General features: G+C 42.4%; 20 protein-coding genes. 17 read left to right on the top strand and 3 right to left on the bottom strand.

The window, feature by feature from the left end; translation table 11 throughout:
- Positions 1 to 61: 61 nt before the first annotated feature.
- Positions 62 to 1702 carry a sensor histidine kinase BfmS gene (gene bfmS, locus MMP72_RS06605; protein ID WP_241315691.1) on the top strand — a complete coding sequence of 547 codons (1641 nt, stop codon included), beginning with the start codon at positions 62 to 64 and terminating at the stop codon, positions 1700 to 1702.
- Between the two features lie 99 nt (positions 1703 to 1801).
- Here bfmS and MMP72_RS06610 read toward each other — a convergent pair whose 3' ends face one another.
- Both MMP72_RS06610 and MMP72_RS06615 read right to left on the bottom strand, forming a co-directional pair.
- Positions 1802 to 2158 carry a hypothetical protein gene (locus tag MMP72_RS06610; protein WP_241315693.1) on the bottom strand — a complete coding sequence of 119 codons (357 nt, stop codon included), beginning with the start codon at positions 2156 to 2158 and terminating at the stop codon, positions 1802 to 1804.
- A 93-nt stretch (positions 2159 to 2251) separates the two neighbouring features.
- Positions 2252 to 3667 carry a diguanylate cyclase gene (locus MMP72_RS06615; RefSeq protein WP_241315695.1) on the bottom strand — a complete coding sequence of 472 codons (1416 nt, stop codon included), beginning with the start codon at positions 3665 to 3667 and terminating at the stop codon, positions 2252 to 2254.
- A gap of 396 nt (positions 3668 to 4063) precedes the next feature.
- Between MMP72_RS06615 and MMP72_RS06620 the strand changes: the two genes are divergently transcribed.
- The 16 genes from MMP72_RS06620 to MMP72_RS06695 all read left to right on the top strand — a co-directional run bounded on the left by MMP72_RS06620 (position 4064) and on the right by MMP72_RS06695 (position 22742).
- Positions 4064 to 4615 carry an NADH-quinone oxidoreductase subunit A gene (locus MMP72_RS06620; protein ID WP_241315697.1) on the top strand — a complete coding sequence of 184 codons (552 nt, stop codon included), beginning with the start codon at positions 4064 to 4066 and terminating at the stop codon, positions 4613 to 4615.
- Positions 4616 to 4621: 6 nt separating this feature from the next.
- Positions 4622 to 5299: an NADH-quinone oxidoreductase subunit B gene (locus MMP72_RS06625; RefSeq protein ID WP_004638049.1), complete on the top strand. Its 678-nt coding sequence runs from the start codon at positions 4622 to 4624 to the stop codon at positions 5297 to 5299.
- Between the two features lie 86 nt (positions 5300 to 5385).
- Positions 5386 to 7173 (top strand): NADH-quinone oxidoreductase subunit C/D, encoded by a 1788-nt coding sequence (gene nuoC, locus MMP72_RS06630; protein WP_241315699.1) that lies wholly within the window; start codon positions 5386 to 5388, stop codon positions 7171 to 7173.
- Between the two features lie 12 nt (positions 7174 to 7185).
- The gene (nuoE, locus tag MMP72_RS06635) at positions 7186 to 7695 is read left to right on the top strand and encodes an NADH-quinone oxidoreductase subunit NuoE (protein WP_241315701.1); all 510 of its coding nucleotides are present in this window, start codon (positions 7186 to 7188) and stop codon (positions 7693 to 7695) included.
- A complete protein-coding gene (gene nuoF, locus MMP72_RS06640; protein WP_241315703.1) occupies positions 7692 to 9017 on the top strand; it encodes an NADH-quinone oxidoreductase subunit NuoF in 1326 nt (441 codons plus the stop codon). The genes nuoE and nuoF overlap by 4 nt, the downstream gene beginning before the upstream one ends.
- An 11-nt stretch (positions 9018 to 9028) precedes the next feature.
- Entirely contained in the window at positions 9029 to 11713 is a 2685-nt protein-coding gene (gene nuoG, locus MMP72_RS06645) for an NADH-quinone oxidoreductase subunit NuoG (protein WP_241315706.1), read from the top strand.
- Positions 11714 to 11716: 3 nt separating this feature from the next.
- A complete protein-coding gene (gene nuoH, locus MMP72_RS06650) occupies positions 11717 to 12733 on the top strand; it encodes an NADH-quinone oxidoreductase subunit NuoH (RefSeq protein ID WP_241315708.1) in 1017 nt (338 codons plus the stop codon).
- 18 nt (positions 12734 to 12751) lie between these two features.
- Positions 12752 to 13294: an NADH-quinone oxidoreductase subunit NuoI gene (gene nuoI, locus MMP72_RS06655; RefSeq protein ID WP_241315710.1), complete on the top strand. Its 543-nt coding sequence runs from the start codon at positions 12752 to 12754 to the stop codon at positions 13292 to 13294.
- On the top strand, positions 13294 to 13812 hold the full coding sequence (gene nuoJ / locus MMP72_RS06660; protein ID WP_241316066.1) for an NADH-quinone oxidoreductase subunit J: 519 nt from the start codon (positions 13294 to 13296) through the stop codon (positions 13810 to 13812). The genes nuoI and nuoJ overlap by 1 nt, the downstream gene beginning before the upstream one ends.
- Positions 13812 to 14120: an NADH-quinone oxidoreductase subunit NuoK gene (nuoK, locus tag MMP72_RS06665; protein WP_004638057.1), complete on the top strand. Its 309-nt coding sequence runs from the start codon at positions 13812 to 13814 to the stop codon at positions 14118 to 14120. Before nuoJ ends, nuoK begins: the two co-directional genes overlap by 1 nt.
- Entirely contained in the window at positions 14117 to 16012 is a 1896-nt protein-coding gene (nuoL, locus tag MMP72_RS06670; protein WP_241315712.1) for an NADH-quinone oxidoreductase subunit L, read from the top strand. Before nuoK ends, nuoL begins: the two co-directional genes overlap by 4 nt.
- A 1-nt stretch (position 16013) precedes the next feature.
- Positions 16014 to 17612, top strand: a complete 1599-nt coding sequence (gene nuoM / locus MMP72_RS06675) for an NADH-quinone oxidoreductase subunit M (RefSeq protein ID WP_241315714.1) — start codon at positions 16014 to 16016, stop codon at positions 17610 to 17612.
- 3 nt (positions 17613 to 17615) lie between these two features.
- On the top strand, positions 17616 to 19112 hold the full coding sequence (nuoN, locus tag MMP72_RS06680; RefSeq protein WP_241315716.1) for an NADH-quinone oxidoreductase subunit NuoN: 1497 nt from the start codon (positions 17616 to 17618) through the stop codon (positions 19110 to 19112).
- Positions 19113 to 19219: 107 nt separating this feature from the next.
- Positions 19220 to 19855 (top strand): uracil phosphoribosyltransferase, encoded by a 636-nt coding sequence (gene upp, locus MMP72_RS06685; protein WP_241315718.1) that lies wholly within the window; start codon positions 19220 to 19222, stop codon positions 19853 to 19855.
- 115 nt (positions 19856 to 19970) lie between these two features.
- Entirely contained in the window at positions 19971 to 20264 is a 294-nt protein-coding gene (locus MMP72_RS06690; RefSeq protein WP_241315720.1) for a cold shock domain-containing protein, read from the top strand.
- Between the two features lie 318 nt (positions 20265 to 20582).
- A complete protein-coding gene (locus MMP72_RS06695; RefSeq protein WP_241316068.1) occupies positions 20583 to 22742 on the top strand; it encodes a TonB-dependent receptor in 2160 nt (719 codons plus the stop codon).
- Between the two features lie 55 nt (positions 22743 to 22797).
- Here MMP72_RS06695 and gigC read toward each other — a convergent pair whose 3' ends face one another.
- The gene (gene gigC, locus MMP72_RS06700; RefSeq protein WP_241315722.1) at positions 22798 to 23682 is read right to left on the bottom strand and encodes a LysR family transcriptional regulator GigC; all 885 of its coding nucleotides are present in this window, start codon (positions 23680 to 23682) and stop codon (positions 22798 to 22800) included.
- Positions 23683 to 23775 lie beyond the last annotated feature (93 nt).

Below are 23775 nucleotides of genomic sequence, written 5' to 3' on the forward strand. Positions count from 1 at the left end.
AGGGAGGGTTTCTCTTTTTTGACAAGGAGAAGTTGTTGAATAACTTGGAATCATTTCCCTTATGGTGAGTCGAGTACTGAAGAACAGCATATTCTTGCGAATTTATGCTGGATTGGTCGTTTTGGTGGTTGTTGTTGCCGCATTTTGTTATTTGCTGGTACAAATCATTAACTATCAACGTGCGCAAGAATATCGTGAGTCTCTCACGGATGGTATTTCCTACGTAATTAGTGAGGGGGTATCTCGTCAACCAGAAAAACAACAAAAATTAGATTGGATTTCCGATGCATCCGACTTGTTGGAATTGCCCATCTATTATGTAGATGCAGCGCGAGTCGAACTTTCTCGAACTGAAAAGAAACGTATCGCTGAGCAAAAGTCGGTGGTTCGTTATGATGCAAATAATGGCGTCGGTTATATCATTATTGGTCTGAAAGATGATCCACAGCATTTCCTCTATATAAAAGTCGATAAACTTGGCGAACGTCAAATGAAGGCGCTGCCTATTTTTGTTTTGGATTATTTGATTTTTTATCCAGGGCAGGAGCGGGAGTATTTAGAGAAAATTAAAGAGCACTTTTATTATCCAATAGAAATTTTAGATATTCGAGACATTAACTTAGACTCAGAACAGATTGGTCGGTTGCGTCAAGATCAAAGTGTGTTGTTGTATAAAGACAGTGCCAGCATACGGGGCACAACCATTTCGATTGTTTCACCGATGCCAAATCACCCAGCACGCGTTTTGCTACTGGGTCCAGTGCCAATGTTTAATTGGATGCCTTTTCAGCTTTCAGCAGGTATTACCCTATTTAGCTTATTCTTATTGAGTTTAGGTGTGTATGGATTGATTTTGCCTTTAGAGCGCAAAATTCGTCAGGTACGCCATGCTTTGAATAAGATGAAGTCGGGTGATTTGTCCCTGCGTGTACCGATTGAAGGTACGGATGAAATGGCAAACTTGGCATCCAGTTATAATAATATGTCAGACCATATCCAGCGTTTGATCGAAGCACAACGAGAATTAATGCGAGCGGTCTCGCATGAGCTTAGAACACCCGTGGCGCGAATTCGTTTTGGGATGGAAATGTTGGCTGAGGAAGATGATTATAATTATCGTATTCAGCAAGTTGATATGATTGATAAGGATATCGAAGCACTGAATACCCTGATCGATGAGATTATGACTTATGCCAAACTTGAACAGGGTACACCATCCTTAGATTTTGAGGAGATTATACTGGTTGAAGTGCTTGATCAGGTGGCAATGGAAACGGAAGCACTCAAAACCCAAAAAGAAATTGAGTTGATTGCACCATCGTTAGTGCTAAAAGTAGATGCTGAACGTCGTTATTTACATCGTGTGGTGCAGAACCTCGTTGGAAATGCAGTGCGTTATTGTGATCACAAGGTGCGTATTAGTGGTGGGGTTCGTGAAGATGGTCATGCTTACGTTTGTGTGGAGGATGATGGTCCGGGTATCCCTGAGCAAGAACGAGCACGAATCTTTGAGGCTTTTGCACGTTTAGATGATAGCCGCACCCGTGCTTCTGGTGGTTACGGTTTAGGCCTATCGATTGTGAGTCGTATTGCGTACTGGTTTGGTGGTGATATTCTTGTTGATCAAAGCCCAAACTTAGGGGGAGCACGTTTTACGATGACGTGGCCTGCTAAGCGTTATAAGCAAGTGTTAAAGAAATAATAAGTAATACTCTTAAATATAGACGATGGGTTATAACAAAAAGCCAAAGCGTAATTTGCTTTGGCTTTATCGTATGCATTTGAAATGTACAGCGTTGATCTATTCCTGTAGAGAGGAGTCAGGTTCGATTAAGGGGCGACCTGATTTTAAACTTTGTAAGGCATCTTTATTAAAATCAACCAACAACGAATTGTTTTTAACGTCGATTTTATAGCTTTGGATGAGTCGTTCATCTCCATTTATGGTTTCTACTCGATAAGCATCTGCAATATTAAGAATTCCTTCAAGATTTGTTGTGGTTGACGCAAAATCTTCTCTAAATACTTCGTAAATATCCCTTAAATCGAAAATTGCGTTATCTGCATCTGGATGTTTTCGGACGTAGTTCTCAATATGGCGCATGAGTAATTGTGAAAAAAAGAAATAATCTGAGTCGTGTGCGAATTTTAGATGCATATTTTTTCTCCTTGTTTTCTCTTTTCAGAATACCGATGTCTTTATCAAATAGTGTATAAAGTTAATTAAAGCATGTGGCTGAATTGCAACATATTATGTCGAAATGACAACTTGGTTTCTTCCTTGTCGCTTGGCTTGATAGAGCGCATCGTCCGCTTGTTTAAATAAATACTCAATTGAATGTTGGTTTTCTGCTGTACAAATATATAGACCGATACTGAGCTGAATAAAGAAATGTTGTTGTTGATCTAACTTGATCGGGGTTTGGCTCATTCTTTGGCGAATCTGCTCAGCACAATCATAAGCTGCTTGGGGGCTGATATCTGTCATAAAAACGGCGAACTCTTCACCCCCTAAGCGTCCAAGTAGATCATTGGGTCTTAAAAGGGATTGAATGGTCTGAACACAGCTCTGTAATGCATGGTCTCCGATCTGATGACCATAGTTATCATTGACCTGTTTAAAATGATCAATATCTAACATGAGAAAAGCCGTCGTTTGTGCTGAGCTTGTTGCTTGTTGTAGTAGTTGTACGGATTGAAGAAATTGTCGCCGTGTCAAACTTGAGGTCAATTCATCGTGGGCAATGGTGTGTTGTAGCTCTTGAATGAGATTGGATCGCACCATGTTAATGCTCGACACCGTTAGTGGCGCAATGGTCATCATAATCAGCCCAAGACGAATTGAAATGGTATTGTTTAGATATTGGTTTGGATAAAGTAATAAATAGTTTTGGGAAACATGGTGAATAATAAATGCACAGCTTATTGAGGTGATAATTGCCACTGAAAAATGGGGGTATCTCAGCGCACACCAAATCAATGGCGCAATAGGATAGAGTAATGAGCCAGGACCAGCATCGTAGTAAGCAATTGCAATAGAAAAAATCACAGCGAATACAGGTAAGCTTTCTTCAACAGTTTGGGTCTTAAATGCTTTGAGTTGTTGTTTGAATTTGGTCAGATGAGGGGCGCTGAGTATTGCGGGTAACAGCAATAAAGCATTTTGAATTTCTGCGGTAAACCAGTAGCCAAAATCAATCGCAAATGAATCTAGGGAAAATTTGGTGTTAAAGTAGGGGAGCGTCATTGCGGCAAATGATGAGCTCGACAATCCACCGATACAGCAAAAACTAAATAAAAATAAATAGAAATAGCCTTGATGCATTGAGCGAATAAAGGCGTTAAATTTTATGTAGAGGGCAAGTGTGGTGAGCACATAGAGTAAGTTGGCAGAGGTTAGACAAACATTGAGTAGGAATGGTGTATCTTGTAATGTATCAGCAAGTAAATAACCTACAATCGCACCAATAAAACTGATCGGATGGCGTGTCTGTGGAAAGCGAATCAGTAAACCTAAAAGCACTGAATTGGCAGGCCAGAACGAAGCAAGAAAGTTGAGTTGTCGCGTTGCAATACCGAGTAAGCAACACAAAAAAATCACACCCGTAAATATTAAAAATAATTGGAAAAGCGACAGCGGCTTTAATGCTACTCTTGATTGAGCCATTCTGACGCGTTTCCTTCAGGATCTTGGTCGCACTATTATATAAATTTTGTTTAAATTTTCATCATAAATTTGTATTAATGCAATGATTTAGTGCAAGCTGCAATAATTGCGAGCATGGACAGCAGATCGCGATAGTTTTTGGTACATAAATAAAGAAAAAAATGATTAACATGCTATGTTTGATTTGTTAATTCGATTTCTAGGGGTGAATTAACAGTGATCTAGGATATATCTGTAAATTTAAGGACAAAATCATCCGAAAGACTAAAGCGCTTCAACTAGCATGAGAAATTAGAAATCAGGTACAATTGGCGGAATTAATTTTGTGTTTGGTGTATTTGAAGGCCAATACATACATTCTTTGTTAAAAATAGGCCTGCCAGGAGTTATCCCCGCATGAGTGCCATTACTCCATACGATTGGGCGATTATTGCCTTCGTGATCGGCGTTACATTTCTTTGCGTTTTTATGCTGACCGTTCCTTTACTCCTTGGGGGTAAAGCTTGGGGACGTGCCAAGCAAGAACAGTTTGAGTCAGGTGTAGTAAGTGCGGGCGGTGCTCGTATTCGCTTGTCAGCCAAGTTCTATCTCGTTGCGATTTTCTTTGTGGTTTTTGATTTAGAAGCCCTCTATCTCTATGCATGGGCAACCTCTGTGCGTGAAGTCGGTTGGGTTGGTTTTACCGCTGCCGCAGTGTTTATTTTAGTGTTACTTATTGGTTTGATTTACGAACTGTCAACAGGTGGACTTAATTGGGCACCTTCAGATCGTCGTAAAGCGGCTGGTATTAAAACTAAGATTGGTTCGCCAAACATGAATATCGCTGACATTACTCGATTCAATAACATTGAAGAATTAGTTATTGATCCTACTGGTCAAATTCCAGCGCAGTCTTCTGGTCGTGTTAAGTCTAAAACACCGACTACCTCATCATCTGAACAGGAGTAAGTCGGGATGAAATATACTTTAACCCGTGCGAATCCGGATGCCGATCAATATCCATTACAAGATCGTCAAATCGTAACTGATCCACTTGAGGAAGAAGTCAATAAAAGTGTGATGATGACACGTCTTGAAGATGTGTTGCATACCGCAGTGAACTGGGGGCGTAAAAACTCGTTGTGGCCATTTAACTTTGGTACATCTTGCTGCTATGTCGAGTATGCAACCACACTCACGGGCGTACATGATTTATCTCGTTTCGGTGCAGAAGTTATTCGTGCTTCACCGCGTCAGGCCGATTTGATGATTGTTGCAGGAACGTGCTTCGTCAAAATGGCGCCTGTAATTCAACGCTTGTATGAACAAATGCTTGAGCCTAAATGGGTCATTTCAATGGGTGCTTGTGCTAACTCTGGTGGTATGTACGACATCTATTCTGTGGTTCAAGGTGTAGACAAAATTATTCCTGTTGATGTGTACATCCCAGGTTGTCCACCGCGTCCAGAAGCATTAATCCAAGCCTTAATGTTATTACAAGACCAAATTCAACTTGAGCGCCGCCCACTTTCAGCCGTAATTGGTGATGATCTTCAGCCTGTGTATAAGCCAAAGATGATGCCAGAACGCGACCGTAAAAATGCTGAACGTATTGCGGTGAAAAACTTGCGCTCTATGGATGAAATTAAATAATTTTTGAAGATGAGTTTTTGACATATCTGATGGATATGGTCATCTAAAAAATTGCCAGAATTTGTATTGAATAGGAAGCCAAGCCAATGGCTGAAACTGACATTGCTATGCCAGAGTCAACACCAGTTGATTCACGCCCAGCATTTGCAATCGTAGAAGAGCTCAAAACCAAATTTGGTGAGAACTTCTACGTGCAGGCGACTTTTGAAGAGTTTCCAACGGTCTGGGTTGAGCGCGCACGCGTGCAAGAAGTCCTTATGTTCTTACGTAAAGTAGAACGTCCTTATGTCATGCTGTTTGACTTATCAGCGATGGATGAGCGTTTACGTGTTCATCGTGATGGTTTACCTGCATCTGACTTCACTGTGTTTTACCATTTACTTTCACTTGAGCGTAATAGTGATATTCGTATCAAAGTGGCTTTGAATGAAAATGATTTAAAACTTCCAACAGCGACCAATATTTGGCCAAATGCAAACTGGTACGAGCGTGAAGCGTACGATATGTTCGGGATCAATTTCGAAGGGCATCCAATGCTGCGTCGTATTTTGCTACCAACCTATTGGGAAGGTCATCCGTTACGCAAAGAATATTCTGCCCGAGCGACAGAATATACACCGTATATGCAAGACCAAGCTAAGCAAGATTTCGAACAAGAACACTTACGCTTTGTACCCGAAGACTGGGGTCTAACACGCGGCAACGCTGATGAAGACTTCATGTTCCTGAACTTAGGTCCTAACCATCCATCTGCGCACGGTGCATTCCGTGTGGTGCTACAGTTGGACGGTGAAGAAGTGAAAGACTGTGTACCTGATATTGGTTATCACCACCGTGGTGTGGAAAAGATGGCTGAACGTCAAACATGGCATTCATTTATCCCTTATACCGATCGTGTTGACTACTTGGGTGGTTGTGCGCAAAACATGCCTTATGTGATGGCTGTAGAGCAAATGGCAGGCATCAAAGTTCCTGAACGTGCTCAAGTGATTCGGGTCATGTTGAACGAATTGTTCCGTATCAATAACCACTTATTATTCTGTGGTACGGCGATTCAGGATGCGGGTGGTATGACCCCTGTATTCTATATGTTCGCAGACCGTCAAAAAGTCTATGACATCGTTGAAGCAATCACGGGTTACCGTATGCACCCAGCATGGTTCCGTATTGGTGGTACAGCACATGACCTTCCAAACAACTGGCAAAAACTTGTTAAAGAGTTGCTAGAGTGGATGCCGAAACGTTTAAATGAGTACTACACCGCAGCGCTTAAAAACTCGGTATTTATCGGTCGTACCCGCAATGTTGCACAATACGATGCAAAATCTGCGTTGGCTTGGGGTGTGACTGGTACGGGTTTACGTGCCACAGGTATTGATTTTGATGTACGTAAATATCGTCCATACAGTGGTTATGAAAACTTCGATTTTGATATTCCACTGGAATACGAAGGTGATGCCTACGCACGCGTACTGGTTCACTTCCGTGAGATTACGGAGTCACTAAAAATTATTCAACAGTGCTTGGATAATATGCCTTCTGGTCCATATAAAGCGGATCATCCATTGGCTGTTCCACCACCAAAAGATAAGACATTACAAGATATTGAAACCTTGATTACGCACTTCTTGAGCGTGTCATGGGGTCCTGTGATGCCTGCGGGTGAGTCATCGTTTATGACTGAAGTGGTGAAAGGTGCGAGTACTTATTATTTGACTTCAGATAAGTCAACCATGAGTTACCGTACCCGTATCCGTACGCCGACATTCACTCACTTACAGCAAATGCCTTCAGTGATTAATGGTAGCTTGGTCTCGGATTTGATCATCTATTTGGCAACCATTGACGTGGTTATGGCTGACGTGGATCGCTAGGGGTAAACGATAATGATGATTTTGACTGATAAAAAACCTCGTGTGAATGTTGAAGGGATTTTGACTGCTGAAGAAATCCATGACATTGAACATCACATTGATCACTATCCATACCCACGTGCAGCATCACTTGATGCGCTCAAGTGCGTACAACGCCGTAATGGCTGGGTAGATGATGCGCAAATGAACGCGATTGCACAATTGCTGAGCATGAGTGTGGCTGATTTAGAAGGTGTTGCAACGTTCTATAACCGCATCTATCGCCAGCCTGTTGGCCGTCATGTGATTTTATTGTGTGATTCGATTGCGTGTTTCTTGATGGGTGCAGAAACTTTGGCAGAGGCGTTTCAGCGTGAGCTGGGCATCCAGTATGGACAAACCACCGAAGATGGTCGTTTTACCTTGCTGCCAATTTGTTGTTTAGGCAACTGTGACAAAGGTCCAACTTTAATGATTGATGAAGATACCCACGGTTTAGTGGACGTGTCATCGGTCAAACAGTTATTGGAGAAGTATGTATGAATACTGAACCAAAACCAATCTATGGCGACGGTAACCCAGAAACGCATCCACTGACTTGGCGTTTGAGTAAGCAAGAATACGTGCGTGCTGCTGATGAGTACGAAGCACTTGAAGGCTATGCAGGCTTTAAAAAAGCCTTGAGCATGCCACCAAAAGACGTGCTTGAAGTGATTAAAGCTGCAACGGTAAAAGGCCGTGGTGGTGCAGGTTTCCCAGCAGGAATTAAATGGTCATTGATGGCACCAAATGATGGTGGCCCTCGTTATTTGATCTGTAATGCCGATGAAATGGAACCGGGTACCTTTAAAGACCGTTTGTTGATGGAAAAACTTCCACATCAATTGATTGAAGGTATGCTGATCGCAGGTTATACCCTAGAAGCGACACATGGTTATATCTTCATTCGTGGTGAGTATGTCGAAGCTGCTCAATACTTAAATGAAGCATTAGCGCAAATCCGCGCCAAAGGTTACTTGGGTGAAAATATCCTCGGTACTGGCTGGAACTTTGAGATGCATGTTCACACAGGCGCAGGACGTTATATCTGTGGTGAAGAAACTGCATTGATTAACTCGCTTGAAGGTCGTCGTGCCAATCCACGTACTAAACCACCATTCCCGCAAGTTGCAGGGGCATGGGGGCGTCCGACGATTGTCAACAACGTTGAAACCTATAACAACTTACCAGCGATTATGCTGCGTGGTCCTGAATGGTATATCAACCTGTCAGCGCACAAGTCTAAAGATCCAGGCACTAAGATCTACGGTGCATCAGGTAAAGTGAAATTCCCTGGACTTTGGGAACTGCCATTTGGTACGACTGCACGTGAAGTGATTGAAGATCATGCGGGTGGTATGCGTGATGGTTTAACCCTGAAAGCATGGCTACCGGGTGGTGCATCGACAGACTTCTTGGCTGCTGAACACATTGATTTACCAATGGATGCAGAAAGCATTATGAAAGCGGGTTCTCGTTTAGGAACGTGCTTGCTGATGGTGGTTGATGAAACCCAATGTATGGTTTCAGCGACTCGTAATTTAGAAGAATTCTTTGCGCGTGAATCTTGTGGTTTTTGTACACCATGTCGTGATGGCCTGCCTTGGGCTGTTAAAGCATTGAAAGCACTTGAAGATGGTAAAGGGAAGATGGAAGACGTTCAACATCTATCTGAACTCACTAAAAAGTTGTGGATCGGTAAGACTTTCTGTGCCCATGCACCGGGTGCGATGGAGCCACTGATGGGCGCATTAAAATATTTCCGCCATGAGTTTGAAGCAAAGGTTAAAACCCATGCTCCAGCTCTTGACGTAGAACAAGCTTAAGGAATTCGACTATGGCTACAATTCATGTCGATGGAAAATCGTACGAAGTCAGTGGTTCTGAGAACTTGCTACAAGCATGTTTATCTCTAGGGCTTGATATTCCGTATTTTTGTTGGCACCCATCCTTAGGTTCAGTTGGTTCTTGTCGTCAATGTGCGGTGACTCAGTATGCAAATCCTGAGGACACACGTGGACGTTTAGTGATGTCATGTATGACACCTGCGACCGACAATACCTATATTTCAATTGAAGACAAAGAAGCAACCGAGTTTCGTGCATCGATCGTTGAATTCTTAATGACCAACCACCCACATGACTGTCCAGTCTGTGAAGAAGGTGGGCACTGTCATTTACAAGATATGACGGTGATGACGCAGCATGATCGTCGTCGCTACCGCTTTACCAAGCGTACCCATCACAACCAAGAGTTGGGTTCGTTTATTGCGCATGAGATGAACCGTTGTATCGCATGCTATCGTTGTGTGCGTTATTACAATGATTATGCAGGCGGTACAGACTTCGGTGTGTATGCCAATGCATCACGCGTGTATTTCGGTCGTCCAGAATCAGGGACTTTAGAATCTGAATTCTCTGGTAACTTGACTGAAGTCTGCCCAACAGGTGTATTTACCGATAAGACCCATTCAGCACGTTATAACCGTAAATGGGATATGCAGTATGCACCAAGCGTCTGCTTTGGCTGTTCTTCTGGTTGTAACATCTCTCCGGGTGAACGCTATGGTGAAATTCGTCGTGTTGAAAACCGTTTCAATGGTGAAGTAAACCAATACTTCTTGTGTGATAAAGGTCGTTTTGGTACGGGCTATGTCAACCGTGCAGATCGTCCACGTCAGCCTCAGTTCCGTAATGGTGACACTGTTGCGACCGTAAGTGTGGATCAAGCACTTGATCAAGTGATTGGCCAACTTCAAGGCAATAAAGTATTAGGGATTGGTTCACCACGCGCGAGCTTGGAATCAAACTACGCACTTCGTGAATTGGTTGGACAAGACAACTATTCAACAGGGATGTCTCAAAAAGAGCAAAACCTCGTTGAATTGGCTGCATCAATCATGCAAACACAGGGTATTTACAACCCGAACATGCGTGAAATTGAAAGCTATGATGCGGTGTTGATTTTGGGTGAAGACTTAACCCAAACTGCACCACGTATGGCTTTGTCTGTTCGCCAAGCAGCGAAAAATAAAGCCAAAGAAATGGCTGCAAAAGCACGCACACCAGACTGGTTAGCTGAGCCTGTACAACGTATTGGTCAAGATGCAAAATCTCCAATTTATATCCTTGCTGCAACACAAACCCGTTTAGCGGATGTGGCAACGGGTGAAGTGGTTGCATCACCAAATGACATCGCGCGTTTAGGTTTTGCGGTTGCTGCTGCTGTAAAAGGTGAGGCATTGACTGGTTTAGCCGATGATGCAAAAGCATTTGCACAAACCATTGCGGATACTTTGAAAGCGGCTAAAAAACCATTGATTATTTCTGGTACCAGCTTACAAGACCCTGCAATTATGGAAGCTGCTGCACAAGTTGCACAGAATCTAGGTGGAAATGCAGGTTTGTCATTGACGGTTCCTGAAGTGAACTCAATGGGCTTGGCATTGTTTGGTGGTTTAAGCTTAGAACAGGCTTTTGCACAAGACTATGCTGCGGTTGTGATTATTGAAAATGACTTAACCCGTCGTTTGCCTGTTGCACAAGTCAAAGCTGCGCTTGATCAAGCTGAAACAGTGATCGTACTCGATCACAGCGAAACTGAAACCTTGAAATTTGCTGATATCGTACTTTCGGCGGCAAGCTTCGCTGAAGGTGATGGTACGGTGGTGAGTCAGGAAGGTCGTGCACAACGTTTTTATCAAGTGTATGACCCAAGCTACTACAAACCTGAATATGCGATCAAAGAATCATGGCGCTGGTTACATGCCATTGAGACAGGTCTTAAAGGTAAAGTGGTTGATTGGACACTACTTGATGATGTGATTGATGACATCGTGAAAAATGTTCCAGTACTCGAAGCGATTCAAGATGTTGCACCAGATGCCGGCTATCGTGTTCATGGTCTAAAAATTGCGCGTGAACCGCGTCGTTATTCGGGCCGTACTGCGATGCGTGCAGGAATTTCTGTGCATGAACCAAAACAACCAACTGATCTAGATTCAGCATTGACCTACTCGATGGAAGGTTATGTTGGAACGCAGAATGCATCATCATTGGTTCCATTTGCATGGGCTGCAGGTTGGAACTCACCACAAGCTTGGAACAAATATCAAGATGAAGTGGGTGGTCACTTAAAAGGTGGTGATTCAGGTGTTCGTTTATTCGATCGTTTAGCCAAGCGTCCAGCACGTAGCTATGTTGCACCGACAGCCGTGGTTGTGAATCCTGAAAGTTTCCGTCTTGTGCCAATGCACCATATTTTTGGTTCAGGTGAATTTACGGTTAAAACACCAGCAATGGAATCACGTATTCCTGAAGCGATGTTTGCCGTGGCTGAACAAGATGCGACACGTTTAAATGTTCAAGATGGTCAACGTATTACGGTTAAGGCGGGTGAAACCAGTATTAGCTTACCTGTCCAAGTGATTGAATATTTACCAACGGGTTATATCGGTTATCCAATTGGTTTAGCACCAACAGTTTCATTGGCTGAGCCTGTGTCTGTGGCAGTAGGAGTGTAATTCATGAATCAAGAAATTATACGTCAAACGCCACTTTGGGCTGAAAATTGGCCCATTGCTTACTCAGTGATTCAAGCTATTGTCATTTTGCTTGTGGTGGTGTTGGTCGCGGCTTTGATGTCGTTCATTGAACGTCGTCTCTTGGCACTTTGGCAAGATCGTTATGGTCCAAACCGTGTCGGTCCGGGTGGTATGTTCCAGATTGTTGCCGACATGCTCAAGATCATGTTCAAAGAAGACTGGACACCAAAGTTTGCAGATAAGCTCACTTTCCGTTTAGCACCAGCAGTTGCGATGGCAACTGCGGTACTTTCATTCATGGTCATTCCTGTCAGCCCAATGTTGGGCGTAGCAGATATGAGTATCGGTCTATTGTTCTTTATGGCAATGGCGGGTATCGCAGTCTATGCTGTGCTCTTTGGTGGTTGGGCATCGAATAACAAATACTCTTTACTCGGTGGTCTCCGTTCAGCGGCTCAAACCATTTCGTATGAAGTGTTCTTGGGTATCTCCTTGATGGGTGTGGTTGCGATTGCAGGCTCATTTAACCTACGTGAAATCGTTGAAGCACAACGTGATATGTGGTTCATCATTCCACAATTCTTAGGTTTCTTGATCTTTGTGGTTGCGGGGGTTGCAGTGACGCATCGTCATCCATTTGACCAACCTGAAGCTGAGCAAGAATTGGCAGAGGGTTACCATGTTGAATATGGTGGGATGAAGTGGGGGATGTTCTTCGTTGCGGAATATGTCAACGTGGTTTTGATCTCTGCTTTGATCGTGACTTTATTCTTCGGCGGATGGCTTGCACCATTTAACTTAGAAATTCCATTTGTTCCACCTGTATTTTGGTTCATTATCAAAACAGCATTCTTTGTGATGATGTTTGTCTTGGCTCGTGGCTCGTTAATGCGTCCGCGTTATGATCAAGTGATGAATTTTGGTTGGAAAGTTTGTTTGCCATTGGCGTTAGTCAACTTGTTAGTGACTGGTGCTGTGATTCTGATGAATCAGGCCTAGGACAGCAGGGAGTACAAAATGTATAAAATTCTAGCTGGATTCGGATCAATTGTACGTTCGTTGTGGATGGTGTTTAGCCATGTAACACGTAAGCGTGACACGATTTTATATCCAGAAGTACCAGGTGAACAAATTGTGCCTCCACGCTTTCGTGGTCGTATTGTATTGACGCGTGATCCAGATGGTGAAGAACGTTGTGTGGCATGTAACCTGTGTGCGGTTGCATGCCCAGTTGGGTGTATTTCATTACAAAAAGCGGAAAGAGACGATGGGCGTTGGTATCCAGAATTTTTTCGTATTAACTTCTCACGCTGCATTTTCTGCGGTATGTGTGAAGAGGCTTGCCCAACTACTGCGATTCAGATGACCCCAGATTTCGAGTTGGGTGAATATGTGCGTCAAGATTTGGTTTACGAGAAAGAAAACTTATTGATTTCTGGGCCGGGTAAATACCCTGACTATAACTTCTACCGTGTCGCTGGTATGGCGATTGATGGCAAAGGAAAAGGTCAAGCACAAAAAGAAAGTGCGCCAGTTGATGTACGGAGCTTATTACCATGATGTGGCCATTTTATTTGATGGCACTTGTGGCCATTGTCTCAACCATTCGTGTTGTCACTAATACGAATCCTGTACATGCATTATTAAGCTTGATTGTTTCGCTACTTGCGGTTGCTGGTATTTTCATGATCGTGGGTGCGCCATTCGCGGCTGCGCTTGAGATCATTGTTTATGCGGGTGCGATCATGGTCTTGTTTGTGTTTGTGGTCATGATGTTGAATCTAGGTCAAGACACCGTTGAACAAGAAAGTAAGTGGTTGACTTCTGATGCATGGGCATTTCCAGCACTGATGAGTTTCTTGATGGGGCTTATTCTGGTTTGGATGCTCGGTAGCGACTATACGGCTTCGGGTGCAGTGATGGGGCGTGAAGTGGTGGGTCCTAAAGCAGTTGGACAAGCATTATTTACGCATTATCTATTATTGGTAGAAGTTGCCGCGATGTTATTGCTTGCAGCCTTAGTTGCAGCATTCCATCTAGGCAAACGTGAACCAGGTGCAGAAGAGGATAAAGAATAATGGGACACATCCCTTTAGAACATGGTTTGATTGTCGCAACCATCCTTTTTGCACTGGGTTTTTACGGTGTAATGGTGCGACGCAACCTATTATTTATGTTAATGAGCCTTGAAGTGATGATGAATGCTGCTGCATTGGCATTCGTCTTAGCGGGTAGTGTTTGGGCGCAACCAGATGGACAAGTCATGTTCATCTTGATCTTGACCCTTGCAGCAGCAGAGGCGTGTATCGGTCTTGCGATCGTTCTTCAGTTCTATCATCGCTTCCATCATTTGGATGTGGATGCTGCTAGTGAGATGCGCGGATGAGTACATTATATTTAACCGTTTTATTCCCGCTCATTGGTTTTATCCTTTTAGCGGCAGGGCGTAACAAACTTTCTGAAAATGTAGCCGCGATTATTGGTGTTGGTTCAGTCGGTTTATCTGCTTTATTTGCATTAATTGCAGGTCTGGCATTTAGCAATAGTGGTGAAACGGTCTTTATTCAACACTTGTGGACATGGTTCAGTGTTGGAGGTTTTGAGCCAGGGATTAGTTTACAACTCGATGGTCTTTCATTACTGATGATGGGAATGGTGACAGGGGTTGGTTTCCTGATCCATATTTTTGCATCTTGGTATATGCGTGGTGAAGAAGACTATGCGCGTTTCTTCTCTTATTTCAACCTGTTCGTTGCTAGCATGTTGTTGTTGGTACTGGGCGATAACTTAGCGTTATTGTTCTTAGGTTGGGAAGGTGTAGGTCTTTGCTCATACTTACTGATTGGTTTCTACTATTCAAATCCTGCCAATGGCTGGGCTGCAATCAAAGCATTTACCGTAACGCGTATCGGTGATGTATTTTTATTGATCGCACTATTCTTGCTTTATCAACAGTTTGGAACATTGAATACGCAGTATGTTGTTGAAAATGCAGCAATAGTGATGACACAAAGTTCTTCATTGTCGATTTGGACAGCATTGATGTTGTTCTTGGGTGCAGCAGGTAAATCAGCACAAATTCCGCTCCAAACGTGGTTAGCCGATGCGATGGCGGGTCCTACACCTGTGTCTGCATTGATCCACGCTGCAACAATGGTAACAGCGGGTATCTACTTATGTTGCCGTATGTTCTCTGTGATGGAAATGGCGCCAGAAGTGATGCAATTCATTTCGATTACAGGTGCAGTAACATTACTCGTCGCAGGTTTTGCTGCATTGGTTCAAACCGATATCAAGCGTATCTTGGCTTACTCAACCATGAGTCAGCTTGGTTATATGTTTATGGCGGTCGGTGCTGAAGCATACCAAGCAGGTTTGTTCCACATGTTGACGCATGCGTTCTTTAAAGCGTTATTGTTCTTGTCTTCTGGTGCTGTCATTTTGGCTTACCATCATGAACAAAACATTTTCAAGATGGGCGGCTTGTTCAAGCATAACAAATTCTTATTTGCCTGCTTTGCGATCGGTGGAGGTGCATTAGCTGCAATTCCATTTATCACGGTCGGCTTCTTCTCTAAAGATGCGATTTTATGGCAAGTTTGGGCACATGGTCATACCACAGGTATTGAGACTTATGGCTCATTATTCTGGGTCGGTGTTGCTGGTGCGTTCTTAACCTCGATTTATACTTTCCGTTTGATTTGGATTGTATTCTTTGGTGAGGAAAAGACGCCATATCACGAAATCAAAGGTGCGACTTACTGGGCGCCACTTGCAATCTTGGCAGTGCTTTCTACGGGGATCGGTGCGTTGTTGCAAGGTCCAGTACAAAGTCTTTTAAATAGCGCAGGTATCCCCGCATTTGTAATGACTGATGCTCTAGCACATTTACAGCATGCGGTTGAATTAAAAGCTGTTGGTATCGCGCTGGCTGGTTTAGTGGTGGGTATTGTGCTGTTTGTCTTTGCTTATGGCGCGGTCAAATCTTTTGCTCAAACATCGTTGGGTTCAGGTTTAGCACATATCTGCCGTACTGCATTTGGTTTCGATGCTTTATATAACATTGTATTTGTAAAACCTTATTTATTGATTGCGAAAATCTTAGGTCGCGATCCAGTAGATGGTTTATGGCTGGTACTTCCTGCGATTGTGCAAGGGGGGAATAGCTTTACAAGTTCGCGTCAAACAGGTTCATTACGTGAATACGCATCAAGCATGTCACTTGGTATCGTGGTGCTATTGATGATCTTGATCGTTATTGAGGTTGTGGGGAAATAAAATGGAAAATAATTTAATTTTACCCGCACTGATTTTAGTTCCTTTCATTGCTGGTTTTATTTGTTGGTTGGTGGATAAATTCGACCAACATTTACCGCGCTGGATCGCCTTGATTGGTATGTTGATTACCTTGGGTCTAGGCATTGCGTTATGGCAAAGTGGCACATTTGTTTATGAAATCGGCTCAAAAGTTCCAGTTTGGGCGGCAGAGTTTCATCTTCCATGGATTCAGACTTTAGGCATTAGCATTCACTTGGCTGTGGATGGTTTATCGCTATTGATGGTGTTGCTGACTGCATTACTGGGTGTACTTGCGGTTGGTTGTTCATGGGGTGAGATTCAAAAGAATGTCGGCTTCTTCCACTTAAACTTACTTTGGAGTTTGGGTGGTGTCATCGGTGTATTCCTTGCGATTGACATGTTCTTGTTCTTCTTCTTCTGGGAGATGATGCTTGTACCAATCTATTTCTTGATTGCGTTATGGGGTCATAAAGGCTCGAATGGTCGTTCACGTGTGTATGCCGCGACGAAATTCTTCTTGTATACACAAATCGCTGGTCTGATTATGTTGATCGGTATCTTAGGCCTCGTGGTCTATGGATACATGATGACGGGCATGATCGGTTTTGATTACAACTATTTATTGGCTGTAGCGAACCATTTACCAGCTGAAGTTGCTTATGCATTTATGCTGTGTTTCTTCATCGGTTTTGCGGTGAAACTGCCAGTATTTCCATTACACGGTTGGTTACCTGATGCGCATGCGCAGGCACCAACTGCTGGTTCGGTCGATTTAGCTGGTATTTTGATTAAAACAGCAGCTTATGGTTTGCTTCGTTTTGTGATTCCGTTCTTCCCAGCAGCGTCGGCACAATTTGCTGATATCGCAATTATTTTGGGTCTGATTGGTATTTTCTACGGTGCTTTCCTCGCATACCAACAAACAGATATGAAACGTCTACTTGCGTATACGTCGATTTCACACATGGGCTTCATTTTACTTGCGATCTATGCAGGTAACATTCTGACTTTCCAAGGTCTAATGATCATGATGTTGGCACATGGCTTGTCATCAGCCGCATTGTTCATTATGTCAGGTCAAGTCTATGAGCGTTTGCATACGCGTGACTTGCGCTTAATGGGTGGTCTTCGTGGTCAACTGCAATATTTGCCATTCTTCTTAATGTTCTTCGTGGCAGCGCTTGTTGGTGTACCAGGTTTAGGTAACTTTATTGGTGAATTCCTGATTTTAATGGGTTCATTCAAAGCCTATCCAACGTTCACGATTATGGCGGCAGTGAGCTTGGTATTTGCTGGTCTTTATGGTTTGATCTTGATTCATAAAGCTTTATTCGGTGAACCAAATCCTGAACAAAAGCAACATTATACCAGTCCACTCAAAGATCTATCGGCACGTGAAGTCAGCATTTTGATGATTTGCGTGATTGGTTTAGTTTGGTTAGGTATTTACCCACAAACATTCTTGGATGTATCTCATTCGAGTATGCAGTGGATCGTAAATAGTTATATGCCAGTACAAGAAGTTGTCGAAACTGTTCAGCAGGCAGCAACTCAACTTGAACATGTGGAGATGCAATAAATCATGAACTTCACACTTTCTTTTTCTGAGCTTATGCCGCTTGCGCCTGTGATGATTGTGGCATTGACTGCAATCGTGGTGATGTTGTTGATTGCGATTAAACGTCATCATAACCTCATTGCCACAACCTCGGTTGTGGGCTTAAATCTTGCGGCAATCTTTATTGTATACACCATGTTTAGTGGAAGTTTTGTTCCAGTAAACGTGATGGGCATGTTTATGGTTGATCCATTTACCATGCTCTATCAATTCTTAATTTTGATTGCAGCATTAGCATGTTGTACTTTGTCTCATGCTTATATTGAGACCTATAAAGACAACCGCGAAGAGCTATATATCTTGTTACTGACTTCAGTAGCAGGTGCCATGTTGATGGTGGCAAGTTCGCACTATGCTGCATTCTTCATTAGTCTTGAGCTCATGTCGATTCCGATTTATGGCATGTTGGCATATACCTATCAACGTAGTCAGTCTTTGGAAGCAGGGATTAAATACCTAGTGCTTTCTGCAACTGCATCTGCAATGTTGTTGATGGGTATGGCATATATCTATGCTTATACAGGTTCATTGTCATTCTATGATTCAGTTCAGAATTTATTCTCTGTGATTGATCAGCCAATGGTGTTATTGGGCTTGGCACTGATTATCTTTGCTGTGGCATTCAAACTCTCACTTGCTCCATTCCATAAATGGACGCCTGATGTGTATGCAGGTGCACCAGCACCAATGGCAACCTTCTTGGCAACAGTCGCTAAAGTTGCAACAGTTGGCTTATTTGTTCGTTACTTACTTACCTCTGGTGCAATTTTACATCAAGGATTAATTACGGTTTTAACCATCCTTGCTGTATTGTCAATTGTGGTTGGTAACTTACTCGCAGTACGTCAAGTGAACTTGAAACGTATCTTGGGTTATTCATCGATTGCACATTTTGGTTATTTGCTGATTGCTTTAATTAGTATGACTTACGCAAGCTTAGGCAGTGTAACGGTGTATGTGATTACTTATGTCCTCACGACCATCGGTGCGTTTGGTGTTGTGGCATTGATGTCAAGTCCATATAACAATGTGGATGAAGCACAAAGTCTCGCAGACTATCGTGGCTTGTTTTGGCGCCGTCCGATTTTGACTGCCGCTTTAACGGTGATGATGTTGTCTTTGGCAGGTATTCCATTAACCGCAGGCTTTATTGGTAAGTTCCTTGTGGTGATGGCTGCTGTGACAACTCAGCACTGGTTCTTGGCTGCGATGATTGTGGTGGGTAGTGGTATCGGTTTGTATTACTACTTACGTGTGATGGTAGTGATGTATATGACACCTCCTGACGTACCGCGTATTGATGCTGATGAGCATTGGGGAACTAAAGTAGGCGGTATCATGGTACTCGGTGCTGCATTACTGGTATTGTTCTTGGGTATTTATCCAGATCCGATGATTAACTTGGCATTGAAGGCAGAAATTCTTTCGCCATTGCATTTTATGTTATCTCAACAGCAGTAATGATCTGATTTATACAAAAAAAGCCTCCAAAATTGGGGGCTTTTTTATTGAAGAGTAAAAAAACACTTTATAATAGTTGGAGATTAATATGATTTAGGTACCTGCTTGTGTTCATCCAAGAAATTCATCATCCACTTATTCGTCATAAACTTGGTTTATTGCGCCGTTCAGACATCAGTACCAAGAACTTTCGCGAATTGGCGCAAGAAGTTACGATGTTATTGACTTATGAAGCAACCAAAGACTTACCTATGGTTGATCATGACATTGACGGGTGGGCAGGGACGGTCTCAACGCAACGTATTGCTGGGAAGAAAATTACCATTGTTCCAATTCTACGTGCGGGTATTGGGATGCTGGAAGGTGTGCTTAACCTGATCCCAAGTGCAAAAGTCAGTGTCTTGGGTTTAGAGCGTGATGATGAAACTTTAGAAGTTCGTACCTACTATAAAAAGTTAGTGCCTGATGTTGCTAATCGCTTAGCGATGATCATTGATCCAATGTTGGCAACAGGAAACTCTTTGATTGCTGCAATTGATGTCTTAAAAGCAAGTGGTTGTAAAGATATCCGTGTCATGATCTTAGTGGCTGCACCTGAGGGCATTGCAAAAGTTGAAGCAGCGCATCCTGATGTGCGTATTTACACGGCTTCGATTGATCAAGGATTAAATCAAGATGGCTATATCGTTCCTGGTTTGGGCGATGCGGGTGACAAAATTTTTGGTAGTGTTCAAAAAGATTAATTTTTGAAATACATATAAAAAGAGACTTTGTTCAACCATAAAGTTTTTGTGGGCGGATCAAAAGTCTTTTTTTGATATACTACGATCATAGCGTTTACAACGTAGGATGAAGTTCATGAAACAAGAGTTCTATCAGGGAAAAATTAGGCAATATAATCCAGACAAAGGTTTTGGCTTTATTGCAACAGCTGAAGGTGATGTATTTTTTCATATTTCAGAATATCCAGCAGATAGTGGTGAGCCAAAAAGAAATGAAAAAGTTAAATTTTTAGTGCAGGAAAATGAAGGGAAATTTAAAGCGACAAAAATTGAGCGCATTGATCCAAACCCTGCTAAAACTAGAAAAACTAAAATATTGGCGCATAATGAGTCGATCACAACAGAATTGTTGTCAAACTTTCGACGTTAATTATTTTACTTGATTCCCAGATGTGTATTCTGCATTGTCCGATTGAGATTTAGTGTTGAATATCATGATAAAGAGGCTTTTTAGCCTCTTTTTTATTGGAATATAACTTCTATAAAAATAGAGCATGAATGGTATTTCTTGAGGGGAAATTAAAAATTCTCATCATAAGATTTTCAGGGGCAATAAATAATAGTTATTATTTTGTTAATGATTTTTATTATCATTTGTTAATTTATCTTATATAATGTGATCAAATTTTTATCGGGGTTTGGTCAATTGAAAAAGAATATCTTATTTCTATCTCTCATCGCTTTGCCTATGTTTGCCGTTGCTGAAGAAAATACGGTTTTACCAACTATTACGGTTAAAGCAGACTCACAAGAAACGGATGCGACAGGCAAACTTAAAAAAGATGCCAATCTTGGGATTCTGGGTGAGAAAGCTGTGTTGGATACGCCATTTAGTATTCAGTCTTATACGGAACAGGCGATTCAGGATAAACAGGCTGACTCAATCGCAGGAATTCTTAAAAATGATCCAAGTATTCGTACCACGACCAACAGTGGTCATCTAAACGAAAACTTTATGATTCGTGGTTTTGCCGTGACATGGGAAGATGCCAATATTAATGGCTCTTATGGCATGTCACCAAGTGGACGTACACCGACTGATATTTTAGGTTCTGCCAGTGTACTAAAAGGTCCAAATGCATTGATTGCAGGCATGGCTCCTGGTGGTAGTATTGGTGGCGTGGTCATGGCAACGACCAAGCGTGCAGATAGAGATCTGACCCAAGTGTCTGCTATGTATGAAGATGGTGGCTACTACAAATCAGGTTTTGATATTGCCCGTCGTTTTGGTGAAAACAATGAATTTGGTGCACGTCTTAGTGCAACTTATGGGCAGGGTGAGCATATTGTTGATGGGTTAGACGATAAAAATACCGCAGCAGTCTTGGCGCTCGACTATACCACTGATCAAGCTAAAATCAATTTTGATGCTTATACCACGCGTGACAGCCGTGATGGTGGTTCACCTGCAATGATCGCTTTTTCGACCTTAGAACGTGTTCTGCCAGCACCAGACGGGAAACTTAATTATTTCCCGCATTTGAAGGGGATGCAAAGTGCCAATTATGTAGGTCTATCAGGTGAATATAAGCTTTTACCCAATTTAAAAGCATTTGCTGGTGTCGGTTTTAACGAACGAGAATACCGTGGACATTTGTTCGGTACTCGTATGATTGTACGTGACCTGCCTGCAAACTATTGTGGTCCTTTGACTGGTAATCAGTGCTTGGGCAATGCCAATCCTTTGATTGGTGCTAATGGTGATGCATTAGCACAATATTATCGCGTGGGGTCGAAGGAAAATAATACGACTGTTAATGCTGGTTTTGAAGGTCAAATCTTTACAGGTGATATTTCACATACCTTAGCATTCCGTACTGATTACCTAAAGCGTAAATACAGTCAACATAAAGGACGTGGTGCGACAGAGGTTTATTTCCCAACCAATATTTATAATCCAAGCAGTGAAGGGCATATGCCAGAGACTTGGCCAGAGGTTGTCCCTTTTGCCGATGATGTTTATGTGAGTTATAGCCTGACCGATCAAATTTCCATGCTGGATGATAAATTACAGTTTATTTTAGGTGTACGTTATCAAGATATGGATTTAAAAGCGCTGACGACGAATACTAAACTGAGTGCTGATAAGGTATCGCCAAGCTTAGCTATTGTGGTGAAACCTTTTGGTGAAAATACTTCATTCTATGCCAGTTATGTCGAAGGTCTAGTTAAAGGCGCAACAGTGAGCGTTGCTACTGATGCGAACTATAATAAAACCTTTGCACCATTTGAAAGTCAGCAATACGAAGTCGGTGCCAAATATCAAGGCGATCGCTGGTTACATACATTGGCGCTGTATCAAATTAAAAAGCCAAGTACTTTGACGGATACAACCTATCGCGATCCAAATGATTCAACGATTACACAAATTACAACCGATGGTGCTAAAACAGAATCGAAAGGCATTGAATATGGTTTTTCAGGTAAAGTGACTGAAGACCTGATTGTTTATGGTAATCTGGCTTATATAGATACGGAATATAAGAAAGCGATTTTAAGTGGCGGAGTAGATGTATCTGGTAAAACCATTGAGGGTACGCCTGAATTTACCGCTGGTGTTGGTGTCGATTATACCTTGCCCTTCGTTGAAGGGTTGAGCGTGAATGCGTTTGTCACCTATGTCGATGAACAATATTTGACTGCTAATAATAGTTTAAAGTTACCTGATTATACGCTGGTGGATTTAGGTGCGAAGTACGCAACTAAACTCGGTGGTGTGAATACAACCTTCCGTGCCAATGTCGATAATGTTGCTGATAAGAAATATTGGGATGGCGTGTTCGCAAGTGGTTTTACCACTGTGGGTGCAGGTCGTACCTATAAACTCGGTGTAAGTTTCGACTTCTAAACTTAAATGAATAAAAAAACGCTTCCCATTGGAAGCGTTTTTTTATTTAGAAGAATTAAACCTGATCTTCACAAAATTGTAAAAAGGCTTTCAGTCCTGGTCCTTGATATTTTTGACGATGCACCAGCATGTAAAGTGGACGTGTTAATTGCCAATATGGCGTGTCTAAAATAATCAGTTGACCTTTTTCACGTAATGGTTCAATCGCAAGTTTAGAAATACACGACATCCCTAAACCACCTGCGACGATTTTTAAGATCGCTTCATTATGACCTAGAGTTAAACGAATATTGGCATCGGGTAAGTCTTGTAAGATTGCATTATCAAACACTTCACGTGTACCAGAACCCTCTTCACGTAAAATCCATTCGACATCAAGAAAATCTGCTGGCGTGATTGGTCGATCTAACTGTGCTAGTGGGTGATCAGGCGCACAGCACACAGCCAGTTCATCATTCCGCCAATGAATACATTGGAGTGAGGGCAGGTGACAAGAACCTTCAATCAAAGCTAAATCGAGCTGAAACTGGTTCACAGCTTCAATCATTTGGCGTGTATTACCCACTTGTAGTTGTAGATGAGCTTGTGGGTGACGCTTTAAAAAATCTGCCATGAGATCAGGCATTAAATAATCACTGATTGTTAAGGTCGCACCTAAACGTAAATCAATGCTTTGTAATTCACCTTTGGCTGCTTGTTCAAAAGACTCGCAACGACCTAATATTTCTAAAGCTTGAGGAAGTAGAAATCTTCCTAAATCATTGAGTTGTAATCGTTTGCCTAAACGGTCAAATAACGGTGCGCCAAGACCATCTTCTAAATCAGCTAAAGCCATACTCGCCGCACTTTGTGTGAGTCGGACAGCATCACTCGCTTTGGTTACAGTTCCCTCTTGAGCGACCGCCACGAAAACTGCCAATTGGCGTAATGTCATGCGCATGTTAAAAGCCTTAACGTGTTGAGGGTCTTGTTATATTTAACAGACCCTAGAGTATTCATCAATAATCAGATCATGCTACCATGAGCGCACTGT

Source organism: Acinetobacter sp. NIPH 2699, assembly GCF_022549355.1.
In the GTDB taxonomy this organism is placed as follows: Bacteria; Pseudomonadota; Gammaproteobacteria; order Pseudomonadales; family Moraxellaceae; genus Acinetobacter.

Coding starts and splice junctions, on each gene's coding strand:
- nuoN (WP_241315716.1), top strand. CDS start 17,616: ATGAACTTCACACTTTCTTTTTCTGAGCTTATGCCGCTTGCGCCTGTG.
- nuoE (WP_241315701.1), top strand. CDS start 7,186: ATGATGATTTTGACTGATAAAAAACCTCGTGTGAATGTTGAAGGGATT.
- nuoJ (WP_241316066.1), top strand. CDS start 13,294: ATGTGGCCATTTTATTTGATGGCACTTGTGGCCATTGTCTCAACCATT.
- nuoL (WP_241315712.1), top strand. CDS start 14,117: ATGAGTACATTATATTTAACCGTTTTATTCCCGCTCATTGGTTTTATC.
- nuoH (WP_241315708.1), top strand. CDS start 11,717: ATGAATCAAGAAATTATACGTCAAACGCCACTTTGGGCTGAAAATTGG.
- nuoM (WP_241315714.1), top strand. CDS start 16,014: ATGGAAAATAATTTAATTTTACCCGCACTGATTTTAGTTCCTTTCATT.
- nuoC (WP_241315699.1), top strand. CDS start 5,386: ATGGCTGAAACTGACATTGCTATGCCAGAGTCAACACCAGTTGATTCA.
- MMP72_RS06690 (WP_241315720.1), top strand. CDS start 19,971: ATGAAACAAGAGTTCTATCAGGGAAAAATTAGGCAATATAATCCAGAC.
- nuoG (WP_241315706.1), top strand. CDS start 9,029: ATGGCTACAATTCATGTCGATGGAAAATCGTACGAAGTCAGTGGTTCT.
- gigC (WP_241315722.1), bottom strand. CDS start 23,682: ATGCGCATGACATTACGCCAATTGGCAGTTTTCGTGGCGGTCGCTCAA.
- nuoF (WP_241315703.1), top strand. CDS start 7,692: ATGAATACTGAACCAAAACCAATCTATGGCGACGGTAACCCAGAAACG.
- MMP72_RS06695 (WP_241316068.1), top strand. CDS start 20,583: ATGTTTGCCGTTGCTGAAGAAAATACGGTTTTACCAACTATTACGGTT.
- MMP72_RS06625 (WP_004638049.1), top strand. CDS start 4,622: ATGAAATATACTTTAACCCGTGCGAATCCGGATGCCGATCAATATCCA.
- nuoK (WP_004638057.1), top strand. CDS start 13,812: ATGGGACACATCCCTTTAGAACATGGTTTGATTGTCGCAACCATCCTT.
- bfmS (WP_241315691.1), top strand. CDS start 62: ATGGTGAGTCGAGTACTGAAGAACAGCATATTCTTGCGAATTTATGCT.
- MMP72_RS06615 (WP_241315695.1), bottom strand. CDS start 3,667: ATGGCTCAATCAAGAGTAGCATTAAAGCCGCTGTCGCTTTTCCAATTA.
- nuoI (WP_241315710.1), top strand. CDS start 12,752: ATGTATAAAATTCTAGCTGGATTCGGATCAATTGTACGTTCGTTGTGG.
- MMP72_RS06620 (WP_241315697.1), top strand. CDS start 4,064: ATGAGTGCCATTACTCCATACGATTGGGCGATTATTGCCTTCGTGATC.
- MMP72_RS06610 (WP_241315693.1), bottom strand. CDS start 2,158: ATGCATCTAAAATTCGCACACGACTCAGATTATTTCTTTTTTTCACAA.